Origin of the sequence: Achromobacter sp. JD417 (assembly GCF_041879325.1) — a bacterium.
Classification (GTDB): domain Bacteria; phylum Pseudomonadota; class Gammaproteobacteria; order Burkholderiales; family Burkholderiaceae_B; genus Achromobacter; species Achromobacter mucicolens.
This window is the reverse complement of sequence record NZ_CP087159.1, coordinates 4,508,941-4,533,940: the sequence shown is the minus strand read 5'-3', so window position 1 is coordinate 4,533,940 and position 25,000 is coordinate 4,508,941. Positions and strand designations below refer to the sequence as shown.

At 58.8% G+C, this 25,000-nt stretch carries 27 protein-coding genes; 18 read left to right on the top strand and 9 right to left on the bottom strand.

The window, feature by feature from the left end; translation table 11 throughout:
* Positions 1-252: 252 nt before the first annotated feature.
* Positions 253-1,386, bottom strand: a complete 1,134-nt coding sequence (locus tag LN047_RS20950; protein ID WP_076515734.1) for a toprim domain-containing protein — start codon at positions 1,384-1,386, stop codon at positions 253-255.
* A gap of 161 nt (positions 1,387-1,547) precedes the next feature.
* Here LN047_RS20950 and LN047_RS20945 point away from each other — a divergent pair, with 161 nt between their 5' ends.
* The 6 genes from LN047_RS20945 to LN047_RS20920 all read left to right on the top strand — a co-directional run bounded on the left by LN047_RS20945 (position 1,548) and on the right by LN047_RS20920 (position 5,526).
* Positions 1,548-2,297 carry a DsbC family protein gene (locus LN047_RS20945; RefSeq protein ID WP_373980080.1) on the top strand — a complete coding sequence of 250 codons (750 nt, stop codon included), beginning with the start codon at positions 1,548-1,550 and terminating at the stop codon, positions 2,295-2,297.
* A gap of 75 nt (positions 2,298-2,372) precedes the next feature.
* Positions 2,373-2,600 carry a hypothetical protein gene (locus LN047_RS20940; RefSeq protein WP_076515730.1) on the top strand — a complete coding sequence of 76 codons (228 nt, stop codon included), beginning with the start codon at positions 2,373-2,375 and terminating at the stop codon, positions 2,598-2,600.
* 1,238 nt (positions 2,601-3,838) lie between these two features.
* Entirely contained in the window at positions 3,839-4,270 is a 432-nt protein-coding gene (locus LN047_RS20935) for a hypothetical protein (protein WP_139208517.1), read from the top strand.
* Positions 4,234-4,521 carry a DUF3717 domain-containing protein gene (locus LN047_RS20930; RefSeq protein WP_083714140.1) on the top strand — a complete coding sequence of 96 codons (288 nt, stop codon included), beginning with the start codon at positions 4,234-4,236 and terminating at the stop codon, positions 4,519-4,521. The genes LN047_RS20935 and LN047_RS20930 overlap by 37 nt, the downstream gene beginning before the upstream one ends.
* A complete protein-coding gene (locus LN047_RS20925) occupies positions 4,514-5,047 on the top strand; it encodes an NERD domain-containing protein (protein ID WP_092579119.1) in 534 nt (177 codons plus the stop codon). Before LN047_RS20930 ends, LN047_RS20925 begins: the two co-directional genes overlap by 8 nt.
* Positions 5,048-5,058: 11 nt before the next feature.
* Positions 5,059-5,526, top strand: a complete 468-nt coding sequence (locus LN047_RS20920; RefSeq protein ID WP_175493137.1) for a phage antirepressor KilAC domain-containing protein — start codon at positions 5,059-5,061, stop codon at positions 5,524-5,526.
* A gap of 1,251 nt (positions 5,527-6,777) precedes the next feature.
* On the opposite strand, the gene LN047_RS20915 is transcribed toward LN047_RS20920, so the two are convergent.
* Positions 6,778-7,299, bottom strand: a complete 522-nt coding sequence (locus LN047_RS20915; RefSeq protein WP_092578943.1) for a hypothetical protein — start codon at positions 7,297-7,299, stop codon at positions 6,778-6,780.
* 174 nt (positions 7,300-7,473) lie between these two features.
* Here LN047_RS20915 and traW point away from each other — a divergent pair, with 174 nt between their 5' ends.
* The 6 genes from traW (at position 7,474) to LN047_RS20885 (ending at position 14,140) form a co-directional block, all read left to right on the top strand.
* Positions 7,474-8,214 (top strand): type-F conjugative transfer system protein TraW, encoded by a 741-nt coding sequence (gene traW / locus LN047_RS20910; protein WP_254791976.1) that lies wholly within the window; start codon positions 7,474-7,476, stop codon positions 8,212-8,214.
* The gene (locus tag LN047_RS20905; protein WP_054470987.1) at positions 8,211-9,263 is read left to right on the top strand and encodes a TraU family protein; all 1,053 of its coding nucleotides are present in this window, start codon (positions 8,211-8,213) and stop codon (positions 9,261-9,263) included. The genes traW and LN047_RS20905 overlap by 4 nt, the downstream gene beginning before the upstream one ends.
* Positions 9,264-9,415: 152 nt before the next feature.
* Positions 9,416-10,168, top strand: a complete 753-nt coding sequence (gene trbC, locus LN047_RS20900) for a type-F conjugative transfer system pilin assembly protein TrbC (RefSeq protein ID WP_082370912.1) — start codon at positions 9,416-9,418, stop codon at positions 10,166-10,168.
* 418 nt (positions 10,169-10,586) lie between these two features.
* Positions 10,587-11,720, top strand: a complete 1,134-nt coding sequence (locus LN047_RS20895; protein ID WP_139208518.1) for a hypothetical protein — start codon at positions 10,587-10,589, stop codon at positions 11,718-11,720.
* Between the two features lie 7 nt (positions 11,721-11,727).
* Positions 11,728-13,470, top strand: coding sequence for a conjugal transfer protein TraN (traN, locus tag LN047_RS20890; RefSeq protein WP_241137967.1), 1,743 nt, complete (start codon positions 11,728-11,730; stop codon positions 13,468-13,470).
* 85 nt (positions 13,471-13,555) lie between these two features.
* Complete coding sequence (locus tag LN047_RS20885; RefSeq protein WP_054470992.1) at positions 13,556-14,140, top strand: hypothetical protein; 585 nt, start codon at positions 13,556-13,558, stop codon at positions 14,138-14,140.
* 88 nt (positions 14,141-14,228) lie between these two features.
* Here LN047_RS20885 and LN047_RS20880 read toward each other — a convergent pair whose 3' ends face one another.
* Positions 14,229-15,014, bottom strand: coding sequence for a DUF4942 domain-containing protein (locus LN047_RS20880; protein ID WP_092578953.1), 786 nt, complete (start codon positions 15,012-15,014; stop codon positions 14,229-14,231).
* A gap of 286 nt (positions 15,015-15,300) precedes the next feature.
* On the opposite strand from LN047_RS20880, the gene LN047_RS20875 reads away from it, so the two are divergent.
* The 4 genes from LN047_RS20875 to LN047_RS20860 are packed head-to-tail and all read left to right on the top strand — an operon-like array spanning position 15,301 to position 18,848.
* A complete protein-coding gene (locus LN047_RS20875; RefSeq protein ID WP_373980079.1) occupies positions 15,301-16,317 on the top strand; it encodes a hypothetical protein in 1,017 nt (338 codons plus the stop codon).
* A gap of 2 nt (positions 16,318-16,319) precedes the next feature.
* Entirely contained in the window at positions 16,320-16,919 is a 600-nt protein-coding gene (locus LN047_RS20870; RefSeq protein ID WP_373980078.1) for a hypothetical protein, read from the top strand.
* A 4-nt stretch (positions 16,920-16,923) separates the two neighbouring features.
* Positions 16,924-17,658, top strand: a complete 735-nt coding sequence (locus tag LN047_RS20865) for a hypothetical protein (RefSeq protein ID WP_092578957.1) — start codon at positions 16,924-16,926, stop codon at positions 17,656-17,658.
* Positions 17,655-18,848 (top strand): tyrosine-type recombinase/integrase, encoded by a 1,194-nt coding sequence (locus LN047_RS20860; protein WP_254791977.1) that lies wholly within the window; start codon positions 17,655-17,657, stop codon positions 18,846-18,848. Before LN047_RS20865 ends, LN047_RS20860 begins: the two co-directional genes overlap by 4 nt.
* A 36-nt stretch (positions 18,849-18,884) precedes the next feature.
* Here LN047_RS20860 and LN047_RS20855 read toward each other — a convergent pair whose 3' ends face one another.
* The 6 genes from LN047_RS20855 to LN047_RS20830 all read right to left on the bottom strand — a co-directional run bounded on the left by LN047_RS20855 (position 18,885) and on the right by LN047_RS20830 (position 22,791).
* Positions 18,885-19,169 carry a hypothetical protein gene (locus LN047_RS20855; RefSeq protein WP_373980077.1) on the bottom strand — a complete coding sequence of 95 codons (285 nt, stop codon included), beginning with the start codon at positions 19,167-19,169 and terminating at the stop codon, positions 18,885-18,887.
* A gap of 4 nt (positions 19,170-19,173) precedes the next feature.
* Positions 19,174-19,518: a class I SAM-dependent methyltransferase gene (locus LN047_RS20850; RefSeq protein ID WP_373982167.1), complete on the bottom strand. Its 345-nt coding sequence runs from the start codon at positions 19,516-19,518 to the stop codon at positions 19,174-19,176.
* Between the two features lie 193 nt (positions 19,519-19,711).
* The gene (locus LN047_RS20845; RefSeq protein WP_373980076.1) at positions 19,712-20,047 is read right to left on the bottom strand and encodes a hypothetical protein; all 336 of its coding nucleotides are present in this window, start codon (positions 20,045-20,047) and stop codon (positions 19,712-19,714) included.
* 783 nt (positions 20,048-20,830) lie between these two features.
* Positions 20,831-21,289 carry a DUF305 domain-containing protein gene (locus tag LN047_RS20840; RefSeq protein WP_050449051.1) on the bottom strand — a complete coding sequence of 153 codons (459 nt, stop codon included), beginning with the start codon at positions 21,287-21,289 and terminating at the stop codon, positions 20,831-20,833.
* A gap of 558 nt (positions 21,290-21,847) precedes the next feature.
* Positions 21,848-22,237: a DUF4148 domain-containing protein gene (locus tag LN047_RS20835; protein WP_050449052.1), complete on the bottom strand. Its 390-nt coding sequence runs from the start codon at positions 22,235-22,237 to the stop codon at positions 21,848-21,850.
* A 200-nt stretch (positions 22,238-22,437) separates the two neighbouring features.
* Positions 22,438-22,791, bottom strand: a complete 354-nt coding sequence (locus tag LN047_RS20830) for a DUF4148 domain-containing protein (protein WP_083447512.1) — start codon at positions 22,789-22,791, stop codon at positions 22,438-22,440.
* A gap of 120 nt (positions 22,792-22,911) precedes the next feature.
* On the opposite strand from LN047_RS20830, the gene LN047_RS20825 reads away from it, so the two are divergent.
* The gene (locus tag LN047_RS20825) at positions 22,912-23,586 is read left to right on the top strand and encodes a heavy metal response regulator transcription factor (RefSeq protein WP_373980075.1); all 675 of its coding nucleotides are present in this window, start codon (positions 22,912-22,914) and stop codon (positions 23,584-23,586) included.
* The gene (locus tag LN047_RS20820; protein ID WP_373980074.1) at positions 23,583-24,965 is read left to right on the top strand and encodes a heavy metal sensor histidine kinase; all 1,383 of its coding nucleotides are present in this window, start codon (positions 23,583-23,585) and stop codon (positions 24,963-24,965) included. Before LN047_RS20825 ends, LN047_RS20820 begins: the two co-directional genes overlap by 4 nt.
* Positions 24,966-25,000: the final 35 nt, after the last annotated feature.

Genomic DNA, 25,000 nt, shown 5'->3' with positions numbered 1-25,000 from the left:
TGTCTCCGACTTGGTTCGAAGTCGCATGCTCCAGCTTTGCGGCGGCAGCCTTTGCCTTGCGTTCCATTTCCTCGACATAGGCGTCGACGTCAAGACGCATTGCTTCGGCGCTTTGGTACGCGCGGTGAAAGTCAGGCCTTCTCTTTCGCCCTGAGAAGGCGATTGCGGCCTGATGGTCTTTCCGCACGTAGACCGCATAGCCAACCCTAACGTCAAATCGGAATTTGGCATAGTCGGCTGGCATGTTGCTCACTATCGGGTACTGGGTTCGCCGCATGATGAGTTCCTTTGCTGCTGTTGCAGCTGAGACAACTTCCATTGGAGAAAGCCATTTACATCCCAGTCTTCTTCCGGTGTGACCGACGTGAACGGTTCGGGATAAGTGAGCACGCTCACGTTGGCCCCGACGTCAGTCATGACCTTCAGAAGGCCGTTGGCCTTATGCACAGCACGCTGGCCAGCTTCATCACCGTCGACAGCCAGAAGGACTGACTTCCCCGAAAGGTTCTTGAACCACTCAGGACGCCAACGGCCCGCGCCAGGAACGCCGATTACGTTCTTCTTCGTGCCCAAAACAATCGACGACAGCAAGTCGATTGGACCCTCAACGATGGTGTAGTCGTTCGAGCCTTCGTTCGCCCAAAAGTAGGGAAACATGGGGCCGTAGAAAAGAAGCTTCACCTCCTCTGCGCTCTGGGGCTTCCGAATCAATCGGAACTCAGCGGAACGCGCGTTATGGGTGAAGCAGGCCAGCGGCCGATAGCAGATTGCTGGGACCTTGGAATCAGGTCTCAACATTCCGCTCTTGACCAGGAGTTCGTGCCCGACAACGTCGAACAGCCATTCCTTTGCACGTGCCGGATTACCCGGCAATGTGGCCAGCACACCTCGCTTGATCGCTTCCTTTGCTACATCAGCGGTGATGCCGCGGCCGGCAAGGTACTCCATCACTCGACCGTCCGGAGGCAACTTGCTCCCCCGAATATGCGCGAATACCTCGCGCAAGGCGGCTTCATCGCGTGGAGTCTCCTTGGATTTGGCCTCGGTTGCGCGGATGTGCCACTTTCGAATGGTGCTACCCATCGAAGGTAGTCCACCCGCGAGTCGCCGCGCCGCTTCGGGCACCTCAAGCTGCCAATAGAAGGCCGCGGCGTCGATGACGTCGCCGCCCTCTTCACAACGAAAGCAATGCCAACGGGTTTTTCCACCGGTTGTTTTGACACTCGTCCTAACCGACTCTGGAGGTCCTAGACCGCAAGCAGGGCACCCGGAGAACCTAATGGAGTCCGAGTGCATCGCTTTCGCCTTCAGTCCCATTACCTGTTCAAAGAACGCGGCAACAGGGAGCTTTTGCTTAAGTCCGTCGAAATCGACTGTTTCACTCATGATTCCCACTCCTATGTGCTCGCCTTGGCGAGTAATGACCTATTGCGGCGAGGTGACGCACATCGTCCGGTGGCATCCAAAAAATGACATGATGGGGTATGGATAAAATACTCTCATCGCAATAATATTGCTAAATGTCTATTACTCCATAGGAACAGGACGTGGGAAAACGATTTGGACTTCGCGCGAGCATCACGCTCGTTGCTTCTCTACTTGGGGGCGCCGCAGCTGCGTCGCCCGCCGCTGACCAGGTGCGCGCGACGCTGGAAGCCAAGTACCCGGGTTCCCCGCTCGGCACTGTGGCGGAATCGCCCGTGCCCGGAATATTCGAGGTCGTGTGGGGCAAGAATCTCGTGTACGTGGAGCAGACCGGCCGCTACTTCCTTTTCGGGAATCTCTACGACATGGTGGGCCGTGCAGATCTCACGTCGCCCCGTCGGGCTGAGCTGACGAAGGTGGCGATGGATACGCTGCCGATGCAGGATGCGTTCGCTCGCGTGATCGGGAAGGGCGAGAGAAAGGTCGCACTGTTCACCGATCCGGATTGCCCGTACTGCCAGCGCCTGGAACAGGCGTTCGCCCAGGTTGGAAACGTCACCATCTACACCTTCCTGTTTCCCCTGGACTCCCTTCACCCCAATGCGAACCTCGTGGCCCGGAAGATCTGGTGTGCTGGAGAGTCCGAGCGCGGGGCGGCCTATGACGCCTACATGGCGCGTGGCGCTCAGCCTGACAACGCCGGTCAGTGCGACAACCCCGTGGCGCGCAACGTGGAACTGGGGCGCAGGCTGAACATCCAGGGCACCCCGTATCTCATCGGAATGGACGGATCCACGAAGCCAGGCGCCTTGGCTCCGGCCGACCTCGACGCGTGGCTGAATGCGAGCAACCGGGTGAAGGCCGCACAGTAAAGCTGCTTTTTTCGTGCCGTCGCCCGCGGCTGCGGCACCGGAAAAGCAGTTTTTTTGTCAGCACTGGAGAGAGCTATGAACGCTGAATTGCCAATCACCTTGCCTTCGGGACGCCGTGCCGTGTTCGTGGGTTACGGAACTCAGGCCACCCAACCGGACAATTGCCATCTCCGCCGGGAGGCCGTCGCAGTGTTCCACGGGGAAACGGGCCGCGAAGGCAAGCATGAGCGCCTGACGTTCACCAAGCGCTTCGCCGACGCGCATATCCTCAGCGCCGCGGTAGTGACCAGCTCGGGCCAATAGCGGTAAAGGACGCTCATATGACCATGGAAAGCCAACGCACAACATGCGGGCGGGCGGGAGGGAAGCAGACTTCCGATTGCGAGGTGTTGGCGGCACTCGCCTTTCTTGCCGGGTTCCAGGGTGGGGTCACTCTGGCGCCTATGGAGAGCGGAGAGTGGGAGGTTCGGCCGGTCAATCTGGCTGGAGACAACAACCAATATCCCGCGTACGGGAAGGGGGGGACGGTTGAAGTGGCCATTTTGCGTGCTCACGCTGCTCAAGCCGAAGCGGCTGGGTTCTGCGTTCCGATTGGGGAGCCCGGAAGTGCTTAGCCCTCGCCGAGTGCTTACCCCGAGGGCTTCGAAAGCAGGGGCCAACCTCGTTTGTCACTTGCTTGGAATGTCGGTTGAGCGTGCGCTTGAGCTCGCCGAGCAACTTCCCCCCGTCGGTGGCGGGACTGGCGCACTCGGCGGCGGAGGTGAAAAGTACCGCGCCCTTTCGATACTAGCCCGGGAGGTTCGGGCGCTGGAAAATTCCCCGGTGGCTGCGAACATCCAGAAAGGTACTTTCGCGCCGAGCGAAGTCGCGATGGCCGAGTGTGCCGCCGATGAACTGGTGGCGACCACTTTCTTGGTTCCCCAGTCGGTGCCAGATAAGTACGCGGCTCTTGCGGTGCTGAGCTCGGAGCTTCGTCGCTTGCGGGCACTGACTGGAGGCTCCGGACAATGAGACTCATGACTCGAAGCGGCTCGCTGCTCCCAATCGTCTCCCGTGACCTTCTTCGCAGGCTCTGGCCTGCATGCAGTGAACAGCTGCTTCCCATCACGAGTGATGATGCAGCGCAGGCCATCGTGCTCGCAAATGCGGAGGGCTTCTGTTGGCATGTGGACGATCAGGATCTTAGTGCCACTGCTTCCCGACAGCTTGGCCTTTACCCGTTGCAGACCGCCGCGAGCCGGTTGGACCGGGGCGCGCTCGGTCGGGAGGGGCTAGTCGTGGATTGGTTGGACGGCGCAGAGAAAAGCCTTGGCTGGTGGAAGTTCATGGTAACTGGCGAGTCGTGCTGACGGACAGAAGGAGAATAGGATGCCTGATCAAAAAGAGGGGGCTCAGCTTGTCGTGACTCCTGGGCGGCTCATCGAGCCGTCGACGCGGCCTTTGCAACTTACCGCACAGGTAAGGTATGCGGCCGAGCGAGCGCGTGAAGTGCTTCTTCATCCCTCTCTTGCATGGCGTATTCGGGCTGGGAAAGCCGAAAAATGAGCAAGACTGGCATATGTGCGGAAGCGGTGATGGGACCATCCGAGGCCGACCTCGCTACCGCGATTCGACGCGTCAAGGATGCTTTCTATCCAATCGCGCAGGAACCCTTGGGGGAGACCTGCAAAGCTGCGATCTCACTTGCCTTGTCGTGGCTGAACGCCTACGAAGCTCAGGCGGAGCAGGGAAAGGAGGAGAACGTGCATGGGGTGATTTGCTCGACATATCAGCTGGAGGGTTACACCGACGCGCTAGAAAAGGCCGGGCTGCTTTCGCGCGAAGCGTTGTTTCGGCTGCGCGCAAGAGTATTTGCAGGCCACCAAGCTGCGATAGACGCCATTGCGGAAAAGTACCAGCTTCAGGAGGTGGAAGTTAAGACGATCTTTTCCCCCTCATGGGAACGAATTACAAGTGGGTCCAAGCTCCACTAGCAGAGGCGATGATGCGCTCGATTGGAATCAGTGAACTGGAAGCGGTGATCAATGCGTGGCGGGAAGCCGGCGAATCGGACGGCGTTACGCTTTCGGCTGAAGTCCGGGCTTTGGCTGACATCTACGGGGCAGCCATATTCAATAGAGCGACCGTGATCGACCCCACCAGGTTGAGCGCTTCGGTCCGATCAGCAATGCGGGGCCCGATAGCGGCTGGAGGTCTGCGGAATATGGCGGAACACGATGACTGAGCTCCTGCCGGCGGGCCCCTGGGCTGCTCTCGCGGCTTTTGCCGCTCTGGTCTGCTGCTATGTCGTCATCGTACGCGCGGTGCGACGTAGGTACTACAGCTGGCGAGGCCGCAGAATCGAACGGGCAGCCGCGCGCAGGCTCACCATCAGGTTGCCACTTGGCTGGACGCTGACAAAGAACGTCCCCGTACCGGGCCACGGCGATGCAGATATTCTTCTTACCGATGCGCATGGCCAACGGTGGGTCGTGGAAGTGAAGTCATACGAGAGCATTCGGCGCACGTCATGGTTGCTACGCATTTTCGGTAGGCCTGAGGTGCGTCGCGCGTCGGGCAGGTTTTTTGAGCGAAATCCTATCGCGCAGGTTGTCGGGGTCGCGGACGCATGTCATGCGCGTCCGGTTCTCTGGTTGCCTTACGCGAAAGGACGCACATTCATCACGCGAAGTGGTGTGATCGTGGTACAGGGCTCCTCGCGTCAACTTATGCGCGCGGTTGGCGGTTGCGCATGGTGGCAGTTCTCCTGAGGGTGATTCAGATGGAGCGTCTACTTTCAAAACAAGAAGTCTGCGAGGCGACAGGTCTCCAAGCCAAAGAGCTTGGAGACGCACTTCGGGACGAAACTTTTCCGGCGCCGACGCATCAAGCAAAGGGAACGCGCTACTGGACCGAATCAGCCGTCGCAGAATGGAAGCGACGGCGAGATCGCACACCAAAAGAGCAGCGGGATTGCTTTACCGTGGCGGAGGTGGCGGCGGAGCTTCAGATGAAGCAACTTGAGTTGTTTGCAACGCTAAGAGCGCACGGCCTTCTCATGGAATCCGCCGATCCATACCGTCACAACAGGCCTACCGAGGAGGGCTTTCACCGGGGATGGTTCTGGCGCGTGGAGCGTTACTTGCAGTCCGAACGGAAAATGGTTTTTCAGACCATGATTACGTCTGTCGGAAGGCGTGAGATGGTGACCCTGGGACAGAAGTTGCTGCATGGCCTACCCACTGTCTGAAGACCGTGCTGTTTTCCTGTACTCGGCGTGGCTGATCAAGAGCACGCGTCATTCTGAGGACATTATCGCCCGGCTCCGAAGGGTTCACTCGGAGAAAGCAATGCGGCTGATCCTGGCGTACGCACAGATCATGGGTGAGCTGTGTCGACCAGTGACGCGGAACGAGGCCATGCGGATTGCCGACCTGCGCGTGTGTGTCCAGTTGGCGTGGCCTACGTTAGACACGCTGGGATGGCCTGATGGGTCTCTGCCAGACGAAGCGGTGCCGACGAGACGCGCTAACTGATTCAAAACAGGTCCGAACGGAATCGATCCGAATTCAAGATGACAGAAGAATGTGAACTGCTACTAAGCGGGGACCCGCCGCTCGCGAGATTGACGATCGCACAAACGCAGGCAATAGCGGAGTGGCGGCGCACGTGCAGAGTTGCGGTAAATCCGATATCGACTCCAGGGCAAGGATTTGGTTTCTATGCGCATAGGGTAAGGGACAATGGTAGCCTCGGGCTGGCTATTACCGGCCCGTGCGCGACCGAAAACGGCGCATGGGTCCTGGCCGCTTTTCGACTAGCACGCATAAAGCTAGGAGGTCTGGTCCTCACTTCTCGTGAGTTCGGATCAAGATGGCAGGCGAACACGCTTCGCTTGGACGGTTCGCTTGGCGTCCTAGAATGGCGGTCGAGGCTGGAGATTCGATGGCTAGGAAATGCCTACATCGTTGTATCTGTGGATCGCCGGTACTTGGAGGGAGAAGTGCCGCGGGATGTGGAGCAACGTGTCGTGGCGACAAAGCTGTCCACGGTTTCCGCCGCTGCCGAGTTCGTGGTCCGATACATTGCGGATTTCGAGGGTGCGGCGGCCGATGATCGAGACGCCGCACTGGAGTCTCAATCGAGTTAATGATTTTCGGGCTCTACAGTCGTACGCCTGCCGGCAAAAAAAAAGAGGCCTCTTCGTAATGAAGAGGCCTCAACTAGCGGGATCAATGGAGATCCAACTCGTACTGCGTCGCGGAGCACTGGGCGGTGCCCGAAGATGCAGAGTTTCGTGCGATTGAAGCACTCTCGCGAATGAGCCGTGCGAGGCTGTCGATGTAATTCGCGTCGTCCTCGGAGTGCATAACGTGTACCCAATCTGGACGCTCTCGGGCGACAAGACGCCGAGTGCGGCTGATCGGAAGAACAAAGCCGCGATCGTCGATGATCACCTCGCGAGGACGATTGGTGGGGCGATGGAATAGATCTATCGCTCTCATTGCAAGGTCTCTGCTTTGGCCACAAGATGGCTCTTGTACGTGTCCACCACCAGGTCGAGATAGGGCGACAGTGGAGCAAGCAAAAGCTGAAGGCGTCCTTCAGAGTAAGAAAGAAGCAGGTTCTTCGCCCTGTTCAGCCAAACCCCCAGGTGCGGTTGAAGCGGAATTCCTTCAACCGCCTCCCAGTCCCCCTGCGCGTGTACCAGGCGACCCTGAAAAGAAAGAGCATCTCCGAACCGGAGCAGGTTGACGTGGAGATCGAGGACGCGCATAGCGTCTTCGTCCCGGTACTCCGCAGCAATGCGGTGATACACGTCGGACGGTTCGACCTCCGTCATGACGTACGCCGTCGCGTAAGTGAACACAGACACCATGTCCACATAACCGAGCTGCATTAAAGCGAGCTCGATCGCGTCGTCCATCAAATGCGGGTCGCTGCTGGCCTGTTGAACCAAGCCGGGCAGCGCCTGCGTGAACAGACCTTTTACCGCGTTGTGAACCAATTTCGATTGTGACATGCCGACTCTCCCGTACTGGGTGGGCGAGGTACGCCCTATACGACCCAGTAGTGACAGGTGGCATTCATTCAGCGGTGTCACTCTTCAAAACGCAGCGCGGCCAAAAATCAACATGGAGCGGTGCAATAAAAACGCACAGAATGGTATAACGCAGAGCTGTGGACCGCCTTCAAGATGAAGCGCGACAAAACCTTTAACAGGCAGCTGACCGTTATGGATCACAAAAGCGCAGCACTAAGCGGAATCGGGACGCCGGGACGGCGTTCACCAGCGCTAAATGCAATTGCGGCTCTTCTCACGCTATCGATGGCTTGCAGTGCATTTGCCGACGACCTCGGAAACTACGGCAGATCATGGGAAATCGAGGAGCAGGACGGGGTCGAGCAGATGAAAGACAAGCTCCGCGAAATGGAAAGGACAGGCGAGTTGAAGCGGCGCCAAGAGCAGTATCGAGACGAGTACATCGATAGCATCGAGAACCCGGCTCCAATCCCGGGCATCTCCACGGCGGCCGAAGATCGAGTGCGCACATTCGATCCGACGAAGACATTCACCGAAACCGTCTACGACGAGAACGGGGCCATCATGGTGCCGGCAGGCGTCTCGGTGAATCCGCTGGATTTCGCGACGTGGTCCAAGCGGCTTCTTTTCATAGACGCACGGGACGATCGGCAAGTGGAGCTCGCGCGTATTCACCGCGATGCCGCGCCCGCTGACAAGGTGATTCTTGTGGGGGGCTCGTACATGGAGCTGATGCGCAAATGGGGTACGCGCGTCTACTTCGATTTGGGCGGCGCTGTCACGACGCGGTTTGGAATCGACCGCGTTCCCGCATTGGTGTCGCAGCAAGGAAAGGTGCTGGAGATTCGCGAAATCGGGATGCCACCCGACGAGGCCGATGAGGTGGGCAAATGAGTAGCCAATTCCGAAGGGCGTTCAGGCGAGCCGTTTTCGCGGTAGCCCTCGCTTGTAGCGCCTTGTCCGCCAACGCGGACTCTCTGACCTGCGAAGGGGAGTTTCCAAATCCGATTACCGCCTACTGCTGGTCGTGCGTGTACCCGATTCGGCTCTTTGGGCAGGACCTTCTCAAGCGCGGCGGTGAGGATTTCGACACGGGCTTCAACAACGCGTTCTGCTTCTGCAAGAGTCCGCCTCAGGTGGGAGTTCCAACGTCGTTCTGGGAGATGGTCTACATGACCGACGTCACCACCGTTCCTTGGTGTTTTCCTCTGCTCGGAGGGGTAAGACTGAACGCGGGCATCAACGACAACAAAGTTGGTATGACCAGCCACAAGGAAACCGCGGGAATCGGCCCCTTGTCGCGCTCGACGTTCCGTTGGGTGCATGGCTACACCAACCCGCTAATGTACGTGCTCGATGTCCTACTTGACGCGGGGTGCCTCACCAAAGGAAGCATCAGCCCGGCGTGGCCGGCAGAAGTGGACCCAGCCTATGACGACTGGGAGCTTTCGACCACGATGAATCCGATCTCCTTCGCTGTAGCGAATATGGCGGGTATAGCCGCTGGCACAGTTGATGCGGTCGCCGCACTGGTGGACTTTCCGAGACCGGAGCTTTTCTGGACTGCTGGCGCATGGGGCAGCATATATCCCTATACCGGCTGGGTCTATCCGCACGTCAGCAACGACGCGACGTCGCGGCTGTTGAGCACCCGAATGCTGGCATGGCAGCACGAGTTCAAATCCATGGCCGCGCACTATGGCGAGGACGCTTCCTGCTCGCAGGCCGGGTACTGGCAGCCAATCATGGATAAGCGCCAATACAAGTTCCAGAGACTATGGCCTGTGCCGCAAACGAAAAAGATCGATGGCACTTGCTGCGGCCCCATCGGGCGATCCACGCTCCTCGCCGAGGAGGGGGTCGAAGTGCCCAGCGGGAAGTACCGAGATTTCGGTTATGGAATTTTTCGAAAACGGGACTGCTGCTCGGGCGCCTGGCCGTGATGCGCAGGGCTGATCCGCCATTCCTATTCGATTTTTCTCGAGCGAGTCAAAAAGTGATTGGACACAAATTCGCGCCGCGTGCCGGCCTGGCTATAGCCCTATCGCTGCACGTAGGTGCAGGAGCGCAGGTTCTGGGCTCGGTTCCAGAGGATATGCCGGCGATTCAACTTGAAATGCCGGGTGCGGCAGATATGAATGCCACAACAGAGAGCTTCCGTCGCGCTACGCAAGAAGCGCTTCGACAGGAAGGGACCAAGCTCGCACCATCTTTGAAGAATTTCGATGCTCCTGCGTCGGCAGCTGAACGTCAGCGTTACCGATCCGATGTGGAGGAGGCGCGGGCGCGAGTGCAGGGCCTCGACAAAGCTATCGCAGATTTCGAACGGGCCCAAGGCAGGGCGATGGGAATGGCACAAGGTGAAGGCGGCCATGGTGCTGTGCCCGAGAATGCCCTCATTGTCTTTGTGTCGTTCTCGATGCCCGAAAGCGTTTTGGAAAATCTCGCTGCCCAGGCAAAGGAAGCCGGAGCGACACTCGTGCTGCGGGGCATGAAGGAAAGCCGACTCTCCGCGACGCAGACAGCGGCGGCCAGCGTGAATCCCGCGGGCGCCACATGGGAGATCAATCCCAATCTGTTTTCTATGTTTAATGTGACTGCCGTGCCGACTGTCGTGCTCACTGGGGCAGCCTCCGCACTGGAGGAGGGCTGCCCTGAAGGCGCTTCGTCCTCCTGCTCACCTCGCAGCCTGTACGGTAAGGTGGAAGGTGATCTGTCCATCGTCGCAGCGCTCGACGTCATGCAACGGCGTAGCTCATCGCCGGCAGTGGCGGACGCGGCCAGGACGTGGCGCTCGGCGATCTTGAAGCAGAGGGAAGCCGCGGCACCGCCGGGAGGTCAGCGATGAAGACTTGTGCGCGAGCCTTCGTGTTGTCCGCGTTCGTCGCTATACACGCGCCCGTGTTGAGTCAGCAGGTATTGCCGGGCCTCGATACCGAACTATTGATTTCCGCTTTGAAGGCGCCAAGCGGTGAGGTGCTTGGCGAACTGGGCGGCCCGCACGCTGCTGCCATCAAAGCGGCGACACGTTCAACGCAGCCGGTCAATGTGCAAGTCCGGGTAGTCCGTCCGTTGGCGCAGGAGGGGTGTGCACGGCTCCAGGTAGACATTCGGCAAGGTGGCGTCCCGACCTTGGCCGGGACTCTCGTCGATGTGCAATTACCGAGTATTCAACTGAACATATGCGCTGACGGCGAGCCTCCCCTCGATGGGCCCAGGGGTATGGAGAGCGGCCCGTTCATGAGCTCGTCGATCGGGGGGAAGTGATGGAAGCAAAGGCCGTTATGCGAAAGGTTGTGCTGGGTGCGTGCTTGCTCGCGGCCAGCTGCGGTGCGCATGCTCAGATCGGACAAGCCGCTCATGACGCAGGTGTTGCGTTCGGAAAAGCGCAACGGCAACAGGAGGGAACGTCGTCGATTAGCGAGGAAACCGCTTCGCAGCTGCCATTCACGAAGAAGGACGTCAAGCAGCAGAGCGACTACCAGGGAGGCTATGGCGACATGATGAACATTGGCGTCGGGCGCATCACCCAGAGCAAGACGTATTCGGGGGGAACATGTGACCGAGAAGGGTTCGATCCAGTGGAGAGTGCCAAGGCATATCTTGCTCCGGGCCAATGGGATCGAATGAGTGCTGAGCAACGACAGAAAGCTGTATCCGATCAAGTGAAAGTGTTTGACCAAGAGTGCGAGGGAATCAACTTTCTCGCCGGCGAGTATCGCGGACGCGTAACTGTCGAGCCTTGCAATGATCCATTAGATCCGGTGTGCAACTTCGGGCCGCCTCCCATCTCGGACGACTCGACTGGAAAAGGTTGCGAAACGCGCGTGGTGACGGAGCCCGACGAATACGCGACAGAGAATTGCACAGAAGCCAACGTGATCGCGGAGAAGTCATGCACCGAGGAACCCACGGTCCAGATCTACTATGACCAGGTCCTGCCGGATGCGGAGTATGTCCGAGTGGTGGCAAATTCGAAGGCCCCCGATTGGACGATAACCGTCAATCCGAAGCAGGGTTGGGCTGATGTGACGGGCTACCACGTTCCGATCGGGACGCACTGGGAGACGTGCAACAGCGGCGGAGATGCCGGCATGGACTATCCGTGCGAAGTCACCGACTTCGGGACGAAGACCGAGCGCATCTCGATTTACGGCGCTCAGACGGCGATGACGCAGGGGTATCGGTGCGGTGCAAACGGCAATTGCGGCGAGTGGTTTGTCGTTTATTCACAGGTCATTGACCAGTGCACATTCCGCTTCAACAACTATCACATCAGGGGCGGCGCGGGGTATCCCGACATCCATGATTACTCTCAGTACAACTTCTGCGTGCCGGAGCGCCGAGTTTCCGTCCAGTGGAACAACAACTGCTCGGCCCTTGCCGCAGCAGTGAAGTGAGGCTTCTATGCGTCTGATTTCGACCGTATGGATTGCCGCGGCATGCATGGTGCTGTTGCCGGCGGCCGCGACGGCCGCCAAACATCCCTTCGATCACCCGACGGTGCCGTTGAGATGCGAGGTCGGTGAAGTCTGGGAGTCGCGGTGTCAAGCAACGACGACCAACGAGCAGGGCCAGACGGTTTGTACCGCCGATGGAATGGTGGAGGCATGTTATCCGATGGCCATGCGGGCGAAGGCGACTGCCATGGCTGCGTCGGCGGCCGCCAGTCCTCCCATTTCTTCTTGCCCAGGTAACACCATCCCAGAGCGGCAGTGCGTCAGCTACATGACCAAGGACGGCGTATCGGTATGCAGCCCCGACGGTTGGATCGACGCTTGTGTCGATCCAAGCAAAGAAGCGGGCCAGACAGGCGTGAAGAGCTGCGAGCTCAACCGTCGAGTGTGCGTGGACACTTCGCCCTCCAAGGTGATCAACAGCTATGAGGTGACTTTAGCCGAGGTCGGTGGATGCTGGAAATGGCAGCGGGACTACACGTGCATCACCGACAACATTGCCGATACGTGCCAACCATTGCGCGACAGGTCTGAGTGCACAGCATACACGCGTCAGTGCATCACGGACTTGCCAGGCATCGGATGCGTGGAATACGAGATGGAGTATCGGTGCTTGGTCAAGCGGGGTCAGCAGCGCGAGTACGAATACTGCGGCGATAACACGATCTGCATTGGCGGCATCTGCTTCGAGTCGGGGTGGGAGCCGGACGGCGATTTCGCACAAGTCGTAGCTGACATGGAAATCGCGCGCCAAATTGGTGTCTATAACCCCGACGGCCTTGATATCTTCGGCGGCGTGGGCGAGTCGTGTCGCTCAGCGCGAGGGTTCGGTCTCAAGAACTGTTGTACGAAGAAGGGCGGCGCAAAGTCGAACAACGCTTTCGCCACTGAACTGTTCTCCGCCGCCGGTGGCGCTGCGCTTCGATCGGGCTCGAAGTATGTTTTCGACATGCTGTATGGCTCATCGGACGCGGTAGGCTGGCTCTCAAGCGGTATGGGCTCGATGGTCACCAATACCAGCCAAGCCGCATCTGAGGGCATTGCCAACTGGCTAGGCAGTGGCCCCAGCTTTGGGATGTACGGGGTCTCCATCGGAGGTACAGGAGCGTTCTTGGGCACTCAGGGTTATCTGCTCGCCGGCGGCGCCGGCACGGGTTTCCCGGCGTTGTATTTCAACCCCTATGCGCTTGCATTCGCCATCGCCATGCAGTTCGTCATGGAAGTCATGAGCTGCGATCAGAAGGAAATGGAACTGGCGTTGAAACGCGACGCGGGGCTTTGTACTGACCGAATTGGTTCTTGGTGCTCCAAAAAGGTGCTGGGCGCCTGCGCGACGCGCAAGCAGTCTTACTGCTGCTACAACTCCAAACTTGCTCGGATCATCAATGAACAGGGGCGGGCGCAGCTTGGGAAAGGCTGGGGCGACGAAAAGGATCCGACCTGCGATGGGTTCACGCCGGCCGAGCTGGAGAAAATCGACTTTTCTCAGATCGACCTGTCCGAGTTCTTGGTAGACGTCATGGCAGCTGTGGAAACGCAATACGCCCAGTTCGACCTGAACAAGGCGAAGTCCGGGACCTGGACGGAAGATGCGGTCGCCGCCGGTTGCCGTAAAGCGCTGGAGGCGGTCGGCGGAGATTGGACCCGTATGCCAGACGGCGACTGCAAGAAGGCCCTGGGTGTTGCTCCCTAAGCCACCATCAAATGTAAACGACCGTATGTCAATCGGTTGCTGTACTGAAAAGTTTGATACGATTTGACATACTTTCGGAGGAGCTATGAAGCGGTTTATTTTCTCGTTTTTCCTGGGGTTGACACTCGTCGGATGCGCCAACACCAGTGTGCAAGTGAAGGACGGCAAGGAATATGTCGCCGGGGCGCCTGTGGTTGCTAAGGGAACGATGGTCGACATTCGCGTGACCGAGAAGGATGGCACTGTCACCAGCCTTGCGAGAGCTGCTGGTGATATGGTCGGTGACGCCGGTATTGGAGCAGCTGCGACCGCCTATGCTGGAATGTCGGTGGGCCAGGGCTCGCTGGCCCTGGGGGCAGTAGGCATCATCGCCGATCTGATCACCGCAAGCACACGTGGAGCGCCGCCCGTGATTGTGGTGGCCGATGCTGGCAAGACGGTTGCTGAGGTACCGGTCCCGGGAGAGTATTTGGAAATGATGCTGCGCATTAACTGCATCGATGTCGGCGACCAGGTTGTAGTGGCAAAAATGCCGGCGGGAGTGTTTGGCCAGGCGCCGTACCAGGTGTATAACGCCGACCCCGACTTGCATCGTGGTAGTGATCTGCGGCCATCGTGCAGCACGCTGAAGGAACGAAAGCGCTCGGCCGCGGCTAACGGCGCGGGATAGCCGGAGGCAAGCCTAAAACGCCCGAACCATTCGGTTCGGGTTTTTTTTTGCCGAAAAAAAACCCACGGCGAGGCCGTGGGTTGGTGTGTCAGCGCGTGTCGGACGCCAAGGCGTTCGGATAGCGCGCCGCAAGAATTGAATTCAGCTTGCCAATCAAGTCTGGTCGCTTGAAAGTGACATGAGCCGATCCTTTCTTGTACCAGCGAAGTGCGAAGTAGTCGGTTTCCGCACTCCATTCCTTTCCGTAGATCTTGCTTCGAACGATAGTGCCGATCGACTGCCGGTGGTCGGGCTCTGGCTTGCCGTCCAAAACATAGAGCGCACGTTCCAGGTCATCGAGCTGATCGCAGTTCCGAGGATATGCGCCACCCCAACGATCAGACTGAAGGATGTAGCTTAAGACGATTCGTCGCCCAAACTTGAACGGCTCGTTGGTCTTGTAGTTCCAGCTCAGCCGCCGGAAGATCTCGACTACTCCATTCTCGAACATCTGTTGCCGATTGTCGTACAGCTGTCCAAAGGTGGAGGCAATGACATCCACGGTAAGAGGAGGGATCTCCTCTTTGTTCATCGCCTCGGCCCACCGCTGGCGGGTTGCGGAGTCCATAAAAGTGCGGATTCCGCTTTCCGCCATCAGGTACTCCCAGCCGGCTTTATCGATCCATCGTTCAACATTCCCGAAGTCACCCGTCAGGAAATTGCCCGAGAAACCATAGCGGCCAGGCGAGAACATGTCCTCGACGCAGCCAAGATGCGCAGCGCTCGCGATCTTGCGTGCCTCTTCGATCAGGTCGCGAGCTGAGCGCAGACGTTGCAGTACTGCCTCTCGCTGGTTCAACAGATTGCCAATGCTGACGCTTTTCACCAAGTCCATAACTCTCTCCAAAGTAGGTTTTGTCGCAATGCGACGGCTTCCAAGTGGAGAAAGGGTGGTAATCATGAGGCGGTGGAGGACGCAATTCGCAACTTCATCGGTGCTGGCGCGAGCCGCCGGCCTGCCCTCGCGAGGCTGCCATCGTTTTGGATTGTGCAATCCATTTCGACGCTCAAATCGTTTTTTGGCGCGCGCTCTTGTAGCCGCTTGCATCGATGCCTAGGATTCGCTCATTGGTGCAGTGTGTACTGCCCATTGATCAATGCCACCTGAGGAAATTTTGCGCATGAATCGTACTTGCATTGGATTGGACATCGGCCGCAGCGCCGTCAAAGTTGTTTCTCACGCTTCCGGCCTGTTTGATCGGTTCCTCTTCCCGTCTGATGTGTGCGAAGCATTCCACATCGCCGACGAGGCTACGGCCGCCGAAGCTGCGAATGAGACGGTCGCTGTCGAAGGGCGGACCTACTTCACTGGCGAGACCGCTCGTCTTCAAGGCGGCCGCGGAACGAACATCGGAATGGACGATGACTGGATCGAGAAGCCTGGCTACAAGGCGCTTGTAGCCTCCGCCCTGGCGCGGCTGAAGGCCAGAGGCGTAAAGGGCTTGGAGGATGCGTACATCGTGATCGGATCCCCCTCCAACGTGTTTGACCATCAGAAGGACAAGCTGGCGGAGATCACTAAATCGGTCGCCGGCACCGACGTCAAGGTAATCCCCCAGCCCGCCGGCGCCTATTTCCAACATGTCCTCAATCCGAGCGGCATCCCTGTGAAGGAGCGCTTCTCGGGTGACGACGGTCAGCCGCTGTCCTGGGCAGTGATCGAGATCGGACATTTCACGACGGACTTTTTGCTCGTTCGGAATGGTCGCCATATCGCGGGAGCTTTCGGCAGCTGCGATGGCATCGGATCCTCGGTCAAGCGGCTGGCGGCAATATTGGCCGACCGGGGAATTCGCGTTGGCGATCGAGAATGCCATGCTGCGTTGATCGCCGGCTCCGTGAAACACTTCGGACAGAAGGTCGACGTTACGAAGGATGTGGCTGAGGCGGTCCGTCCTGTTGCGCAGCTTATCCTTGCAGAGGCGGATACGCTCCTGTCGCGCGAGGTATCCACGCTGGACGGGGTGTTGCTGGCGGGCGGCGGCGCCGTGTTCCTGGCTGAAACCCTGAGCGAGAAGTGGCCGCACACGATCCTGCTGGAGGAGCCTCGCATGGCTGTTGCCAACGGCTTCTGCCGATTTGCTGTCGGCCAGTTGAAGCAGCAAAGTGCGGCTCGGACGTCTGTCAAGGCGGCTTGACTATGCCGCGCCACCAGAAGATCTACGACCCGGACGAGACTGAGCGGCGCATGCCGCTTATCGTGAGGGAAACGCAATGCCCGGGCATGCTGCGCTTCCTGGCGGCGTTGCCCTACCGGCAGGAGACGCCCCTCATTCGAGGGGTGTTGTATCAATGGTTCCTGCACCATCTCGAACAAGGTACGCTGGATGCCGCCGTGCAGGCTGCCCTAAGTGGGCCTGGCGGTCTGCAAGCTGAGACACGACGGCCGGCACTCAGATCGCCGCAGCCGCTGGGAACGCCGGCATTTGACATCGAGGCGCTTCGGTCGGGCGCGGAAGTCGGTGCTGTTTTCCCACCGGCGGAGAAGGGGGCGGCGACAGGTCCTTTCTCCGCTGCCAAGACGCAACCGCCCGCCAGGCCGACGCCAGTGGCGCCGGAGTCTCACTCCATCACCGCACCCCCAGTATCCGTCGTTCCGGCGGTGGTGCCTGCGAAGGACTCGGTGGCCTCGGCACAAGGAGGCGCTGGCGAGTCCGAGCGCATAAACCCGAACGAAGGCGACGCGCTGTCCGACGCCGAGCGTGCGGCGCTGGCGCAAATGGGCAACATGTTTGGCTAGAAACATGTCCGGTCGGAGAGAGTCGCTGCTTTCAGATGAGCAGGTTCGCGCCATTACCTCGGGCCTCGGGCAACTGCCCGATGCGCAGGTGCAGGGAAACGAAGCCTACCTGGTCGCGTTCATAAGATTGTCCTACAGCGCCACTGGCCGCCTGCATGGCGCTGGCACCTACCGATCAATGCTGAAGGCATTCGGTGCCCCGTTTTCTCCCTCGCAATCGACGGTACACGCGGCCAAGCTGAAGGTGGAAAGCGAGATCGCAAGTGGATACTCAGGCCTGATTGCCACTGAGGGCAAAGCCGATACGCGGCCCTATGCTGCTCGTGTTGCACGCCCTGATGCGGGCGAAGCACGAGATCCGGCTATATCCGCGCTCGCGGTGCAACTGTCTCACCAACGAGCGCGTATACAGCACTTGGAGACGGACTGCGCGCGGATGAGGTCAGAGTTGGCGATCGCAATCCAGGAGCGACGCGCAGCCGAGGCAGCGCTGCTCGCGGTCAGGGAAGTTGCCGATCAGCTGCTTATGAGGAACGGCGAGCTTGGGGCGGCCTTGGCTCAGAATGCGCGATTCTCAGAAGGGAATAGGTTGTTCGCGCTCTACGCAATTGAGCAGTCCAGAGGAGAGGCTCGCCTGCTGAAGGAAACACTGGATTCGGTGCAGGCCAAAAGAGTGAAGGAGCGCGAAATGCTTGAAGCCTATCGTCGTGCGGCCACCAGTGGTAGGGCTGCCGAATGAGCGCAGATATCGTTGTTGGGGGATCGGACGGTCACTCTGTCCTGGGTGTGGTGACCGATGACTGGGCGGCAGCTGAGGTCTGGCTCGCGACTCTGAAAGCGCGCAACCCGCCCGTGAGTCCCCGTACGTTGAGCTCATATCGTTCCGAGATGGTTCGGCTGAGATGGTACTGCGAGAAGTTCAGTGTGGTTCAGCCGGGCCGCTGGACACTTCAGGATGTGCTGGCATACCTCGATTTCCTCCGGACTCGCGCATCACAGCACATCTGCCGTCGCCGTTTGCCTCAGCACGACAGTGCATGGACGCCCTTTCGAAAGCCTTTAGGACCGACGTCGGTGTCGCATGCGCAGAAGGTGTTGCATGCGCTCTTCGTGTTCTGGTTCCAGACCGGACATGTGAAGCAGAATCCGATGGCTGGACTGGGCGGCGGTGCACAGCGTGCAGCCCCGACACGCCACGCGGTTCCGCCTGACCTAATAGACACAGTCATCGGGCTCATGGATAAGCGGGATTATGTAACCCTCGTGGCGCGACTAACGTATGCCAGAAACCGATTTTTGATCCAGCTTATCGAAGGGGTCGGCTTGCGTGCCTCGGAGGTCGTGCTGGCGAATATGGGCGACTTCGAGCTCATGTCCGATCCTCGATCCATGAAAACGTACTGGTCGCTTCTTGTGCGTCATGGCAAAGGAGGATACGTCGACCGCGTGCCGGTGCCCTATGCACTCATCGAGCAGCTTGGAGCGTATAGGCAAGCCTTCGGACTGCCGCCCGCACCGCAACCTGGCGAGACGACAGCGCTCGTGTTGTCTGGGCGAACGCGCCGGTCGGACAATGGCGTTCGACCATCGGTCCGAGGGCGTCGAGGTGCGCTTCAGTGGGGCGAGGTACGGCGTCGCGCGACGCTCTGGGACATCGTGAAGAAGGAGTTCGCCGAGTGTGCAGAGTATCTTGATGGATTAGGAAATACTGCCGACGCCGAGTTGTTGCGGCGGGCGTCCACTCATTGGCTACGCCATACATTCGGTAAGACGCAACTGCTGGCGGGCCGAGACGTGAGATTTGTGCAGAAGCTGCTCCGCCAGCGTGATATAAGATCCACAATGATTTACACGGAGCTCGATTTCTTCGATATGGCTCGCGGCTTGGAGCCTGGAACAGTTGAGGTTCCGGAGCGCTCAACTTCTTAGGGGCGGGCTGGGCCCGCTGCTGGCCAGCCACGGTTGTCATCTTTGCGCGGTGACAACCAGCCAGCGTCCATAGAGCGATTGCTTGCTGCCCGCCTGAGTCCAGTAATCGCGCTCCTCCGCGGTATCGGCAGCCGCCGCCTTTCGGCGGCAATACACTTCGCCTGGCCATCCTAGCAGCCGTTCGAGCGGTCGTTTCGGCTTTGGCTCGTCCACGTCATGCAGTTGCACATTGCGGAAGCCGCTTTGAGTCAGGATCAAGTGCAGCTGTGGGAACGAGAAGGGGAAATAGGTGATGTATTCACCGCGCCTTTTTCCGTACATGGGGCTAAAGCCTGAGTGGAACCCGCGCAGAAAAAATTGGCCTCGATCGGGCGTGCCAAGTGTTGGGCGTGGTGATGACAAGGGTACCGCCAGGCCGCAGCGCTGCCCTAAAGCCGGCCAGGGCCGTACCGGGGCTCTTCAGCAGGTGTATTGCTTCGCCGCAGACTACGGCGTCATACCCCTGGAGCGCAGCTGGCAGCGGCTCATCCAGGTCGTGCTCTTGGACGCACCTGTAGGCAGGCACAGCGTCCGGATACTCCCAAAGGCCAAGACCGTCGATAAGCGCGGCCGGTTCAACACGAGGTAGTTCGTTGCCCAGCCAGCCGTGGCCGCACGGTGCGTCAAGCACGACCCGCGCCGACCGCTCCTTCAGGATATCGATCACCACGGGGTGATATGGCTTCCTTTTGGTATGGGGAAGGAGCTGGGTCACGGTTGTCGTCCTCGCATGATGTCTATGAAGACGAAACCCTAGCACGAACTCATTTTGTGGTGGGTGCAAATAAACCTTATGTATGCCACCTTATTTTGCAAGGCCGTCGTCATTCCTGCGTATCGTGCCGGCGCTTCTGCGTCCGCAGCGCCGTGGATATGGCGCAAGCAGAAACGTCGCCGCGGAAAGCCGGTGGCGGCATGCCGACCGGGAAGAGGTTTTCTGCCGCCGCCGAGCGCTCTGGATTCACGTGCGGGGAGGTACGGCCGTACCGCTCGAAAGCGCGTACCGTACATTCCTTCATGTAGGTACGGTACGGAGGGATCACAGCTTGCGATGGCAACAGTCCGCGTATGTAGGTGATTTTCTGGGAGAATTTCGGAACTTCAGGCGGGTGAGCGCACGTAAAACCGGCCTCGATCCGCTGTCTGGTGACTTGCGTCATTCCCCGCGTGGCCTATCGCAGGCGTTCTGCCTGTGGAGGTTTGATTTTGTGTCTCAACCCCAAAAGGGGCCGCTGTTTGTTCGGCATGGAGCCCTTGCTCGTGGAGGCGACCTGAGCTTGTCCGGCACACTGCTGGCGTGGTCTGGTATCGGCCATGCGGCCACGCCCAATACGCTTGGCTGCATGGCCTTCCCGGGCTTGGACTGCGTTGGCGACAGGCCGATTTCGACCCATTGCCGCCGTTCGCTTCTCAATGGCGGCGCCTTTCAGCATTGATGCGACTGAAGGGCGTGCATGCGGGAACCGATCGTGCCCCCACAGCGCGTCAACGAGCGAACGCCGGCTCTGACTCCGCATTCATTATTCATGCTGTTATTCACCAACGCACAGCCCGCGCCGCGCACGGCCTGCGCCACGTTACAACGGGCAGAAGGGCCGATCAAGTTCATCGGGTTTGATATTCGATTTATCGAACTGACTATGAAACCCTTCGCACAACTCCTCAGAACGCGCGATCGTGACTTGCGCTGGCGCCGGGCGAACCGCGGGCGGCGAATTCTGCGCGACGGCCGCAGCGGGGCAACGGCGACTGATCGAGGTGCATCTACACTCGTCGCCTCGCTGGCCTCGCGCCCGGCGGTCGACGCTGCCCGGCGATGGCTGAGGCCCGTAGAAGACGCTTCAACCTCTGCCAGCGCACTCGCCCCGGTGACAGCTGAGCTGGGGCGGCTTTCGAGAAAAAGTTGAAAAGTATCAACGTTACATCGAACCTGCGCACCAAATCTACTTCGCGCGCCCTTTTTGTGCTGCCAACCAGGCGTCAAATTTTGCGATTTCGCTTTTCTGCGCCGTGATGATCTCCTTTGCCATTTGTCTCATCTCCGGATCTTTTCCATGCTTGAGTTCGAATTCGGCCATGTCCACTGCTCCCAAATGATGCATGCGCATCATGGCTGCAAAGTCTCGATCTGGATCGCCCGAGGCCTCAAATGTGTTCATGCGCTTTTGCATGTTCATCATTGAATCCCGCATATCGGCGGGAGTGTCGACCTTTGAGGGGTTTGACCCCATTGTCGATCGATTCTCTGGGCTAGCTGCCGTTTGAGCTGGGGCGGCGAAAGGAATGATGGCTATGCTAGCTCCGAGTAGAAGGGCGACCAAGCGGCTGACTACTCCGGTGCGCGCATAGAGTGAAATTTTAAAATGGCCCATGATTTTTCCAAGAAAGGTGGTGCTGTCCATATCCTGGGCAGCGGACCTCGCGCAGCAAATCTCATGCCCACCACCGCGCGAATCGGGGGCCGACGACCACCTTTGCCACCAATCGCGGTCCGGTAGCCCCATCGAGGTGGGCAGTGAAGCGAACGAGTCTCTCGCTGCATCCTTTGATGGTTGGCCTAATCGCGCCGCTGCGGGTGAACTTTTCTCATCGACTAGGCACTAGGAACGAGGCTGTACTCGTCCCACTTAAATGGTCGCTCACGATCTGGCGACGGCTGCGCGGGGCTTTGTCCGGCGGCCGAGTACGACCTAGGTGATTGTCGAAGAGCACAAAGCCGAAGCAACTTCGAACTTCTCCCGTTTCTGGCCAAAGAGATGCGCGTGGATACGAAATGAGCCGAAGTTGATGATGCTGCCACATAGCGATGGGTGCAAGTCCGGAGTTCGTCCACGCTCCATTCCACTAGCAAATCGCGGAGGCTTGCCATGAGTTCAGCCCCTGTGTGCACCGAATCAGTTAAACCCAACAAACGCACCCTCACCGAGCTCCGCACGCTGCGCGAGCCAAGGGCCAAGCAGTTAGCCGTTAGTGTCCGGAGGATAGTCCAGTTCACCGAAAGAGATCTGGCCGGCGGCCTTGGCGGCATCGAGTTCCGCGCGAATTTCCCCACGAGGTTTGGATTGGGACAACGTCTCGAGAAGCGCAGGCGGATAGGCTTGTTCCGCGTTGTTTACAAGCCCAGCAGCTTTCGCCTCGCGCAATTCCTCACCGACCTGGGCGCGCGTCTTCGCACTCAGTTGCGAAAAGGGGGGTGGATAAGCCTGCTCGCCATACGTAATCAGCCCGGCCGCCCGCGCCTGTTGCAATTCCTGCAGGACCTGCTCTCGGGTCTTCGACTGTGCGTATGCAGTGGACGCCATGCCGACCGAAAGCACAGAGACGAGAAGGGAAAGAGTGAAGCGATTCATAAGATTTCTCATAGTGAATAGAAGTCCGCTGGCTGGCGAAAACGAGCTCTCCATCACCCAGCGACGGACCTCCAGTGAACGGGGTACGGTCGGTCCAGGCTCTTCCTGTGGCCGCGCTTCGAGGATGCCGCTGGAGAACTCCGCAGAAATGGACCGCGGTGCGATCTCAAATCTGAGTGCGATGGAGGAAGCGTCGTGCCTCAAGTTCCGAGGGCATTGAGCCAACCGGCTTCACCGTCCACAGCCTGCCAGTGTGGATGGGACGTCTGCGACAGAATGCTGTGTCGGTCACCCGGTGCATCGCCTCTTCCGAAGGCGGCAGTCCACCCTTCCTCGCCGTCGGTCAATGTCCATCCATCGGCCGTAATGGGGCGCTTCTTCCAAGCTGCCAGGTCTTGAGCGACCTGCTCTCGTGTGACAGCGGAGGGCGCATAATGTGTCGCAACGCCGATTTCGTCGTTGGTAACTTCGAAGGTAGTGGATGCGCCGGCGATGGCCGGCCCGAGCGCTGCCGCAGCCACAATAAGTGAAGTGATCGATTTGCGAGTTCGCATAAATAGTCCTTGGGTTCAGAGTTCAACGGCGTGGTTGTCCTACAGGCTGAACTCTACGTGGGCTGTCCTGACATGACTCGGACTGCCTGATTACATTTATGCAATGAATTGAGGTGGACTATGCGTATTCTGGTCATTGAAGATGAGCGCAAGCTTGCGCACTATCTTCAGAAGGGATTGAGGGAACACAACTACGTCGTCGACGTTTCACTGGACGGGACAGACGGCAGGCATGCCGCACTGGAGAACAACTACGACCTGATAGTGCTGGATGTCATGCTTCCCGGTATCGATGGGTTCGGTATCTTGAGCGACCTGCGCCGGGTTAAGGACACGCCTGTGCTCATGTTGACCGCGCGCGATAAGGTGGAAGACCGCGTTCGAGGTTTGGAGGGTGGAGCGGACGACTACCTTGTAAAGCCATTCGCGTTTTCGGAGCTCCTTGCTCGGATACAGGCATTGCTGCGCCGCGGCCGAGGGCAAGAATCCACGCTTTTGCGACTGGACGACTTAGAGTTGGATCTAGCCCGTCGCAAGGCTCACCGTGCGGGAGTCAGACTTGATTTGACCGCGAAAGAATTTTCCTTGCTCGCGCTGATGTTGCGCCGGCAGGGTGAGGTGCTGTCCAGGACAATGCTCGCGGAGCAGGTGTGGGATATGAATTTCGATGGCGACACAAACGTCATTGAAGTGGCGGTGCGCCGACTCCGCGCGAAGATTGATGACCCTTTCGAAAAAAAATTCCTTCACACCGTGCGTGGGATGGGCTACGTGCTCGAGGCTAGAGCATCGTGAGAGGCTGGCGCATACCGTCAATTGAAATCCGCCTCACGGTCCTGCTGGGCGTGATCGCTTTCGTCGTATCCTGCATCGCCGGCTATACCCTGTTCTGGGCACTTAAGCGGGAAGTGCAGCGCCAGGAGATGAGTGAGGTGGCGGGAAAGTTGGAGCTAATAGACCATCTAATTGACATGCTCGATACGCCTCAGGACATGGAGCAGTTTCGGGAGACTCTCGGCAATATCCTCGTCGGCCATGTCAATCTGAGGGTGTGGATCTTGGGCCGTGATGGAAAAGTACTCTATGGCACCGACGCGCCTCCCGCCCTGCGGCAAGTGGGCGAGGACGAAGTGTGGCTAAAGACTCTGGACGGATGGGACATGCGTGGTTTGAGTCTGAAGATTGACAGTCCGGTTCTCAAAGACGCCGACCTGATCGTCGCGGTGAATATTCGGCCAAGCATGCAGTTCCTGTATGCGTTTGCCACTGCACTTATTTTCATCTGCGCACTGTGGGTCGGCGCCACGGTGGTTCTATCCGCCTGGGCGGTTCGGCGTTCGTTAACGCCAATACGCAGGCTATCCGTCCAGGCCTCACTTATCCAGCCCGAGAACTTGGCGGTACGGCTTCCAGAGCGCGGGATCGACCGGGAGCTACGCGAATTCACGCACACGTTCAATAACACGCTGGATCGTTTGCAAGCCGCGTATCAGCAGATGGAGGGCTTCAACGCAGATGTAGCGCATGAGCTGCGTACTCCGTTGGCGACGTTAATCAACGGTACCGAAGTCACACTTTCCTCGGCTCACTCCGTTGATGAGCTGAAGGATCTGCTCGCCTCAAACTTGGAAGAACTGCAGAGCCTGACGGCGCTTGTCAATGATATGTTGTTCCTTGCTCGTGCAGACGGCGGGGAGCTCGCTCAGGATCCGCAACAAGTCCAGCTGCTTGATGTAGCAACGCACGTCGTCGAGTACTACGAAGCTGCATTGGAGGAGGCCGGACTGTCGGTCACTATTCACGGTGGAGGGACGGTTCGAGCAAATCCGCGCTTGCTGCGCCGGGCCTTGGCAAACCTGTTGAGCAACGCCATAAAGGCGAGCCCAAGAGGTCTCAACATTGATATTTTCTGTCGAGGCAGTGGCAGCGAAGGCGAAATCAAGGTCCGCAACATGGGAACCCCCATCGAACCAGAGGCATTGCCGCGAATTTTTGATCGTTTCTTTCGGGCTGACAGCGCCCGCAGCGGGAGGGCGGAGGGACATGGGCTAGGTCTCGCGATCGTTGATGCAATAGCACGCATGCATGGTGGTACTGCGTTTGCGGCATCTAATCGAGGCGGCACAGAAGTGGGCATATCAATCGGCCATACAGCTAACATTACAAAAAAGTAATCTCTCTGACAGCTTGGGGTTGGGTGCGGCTATCT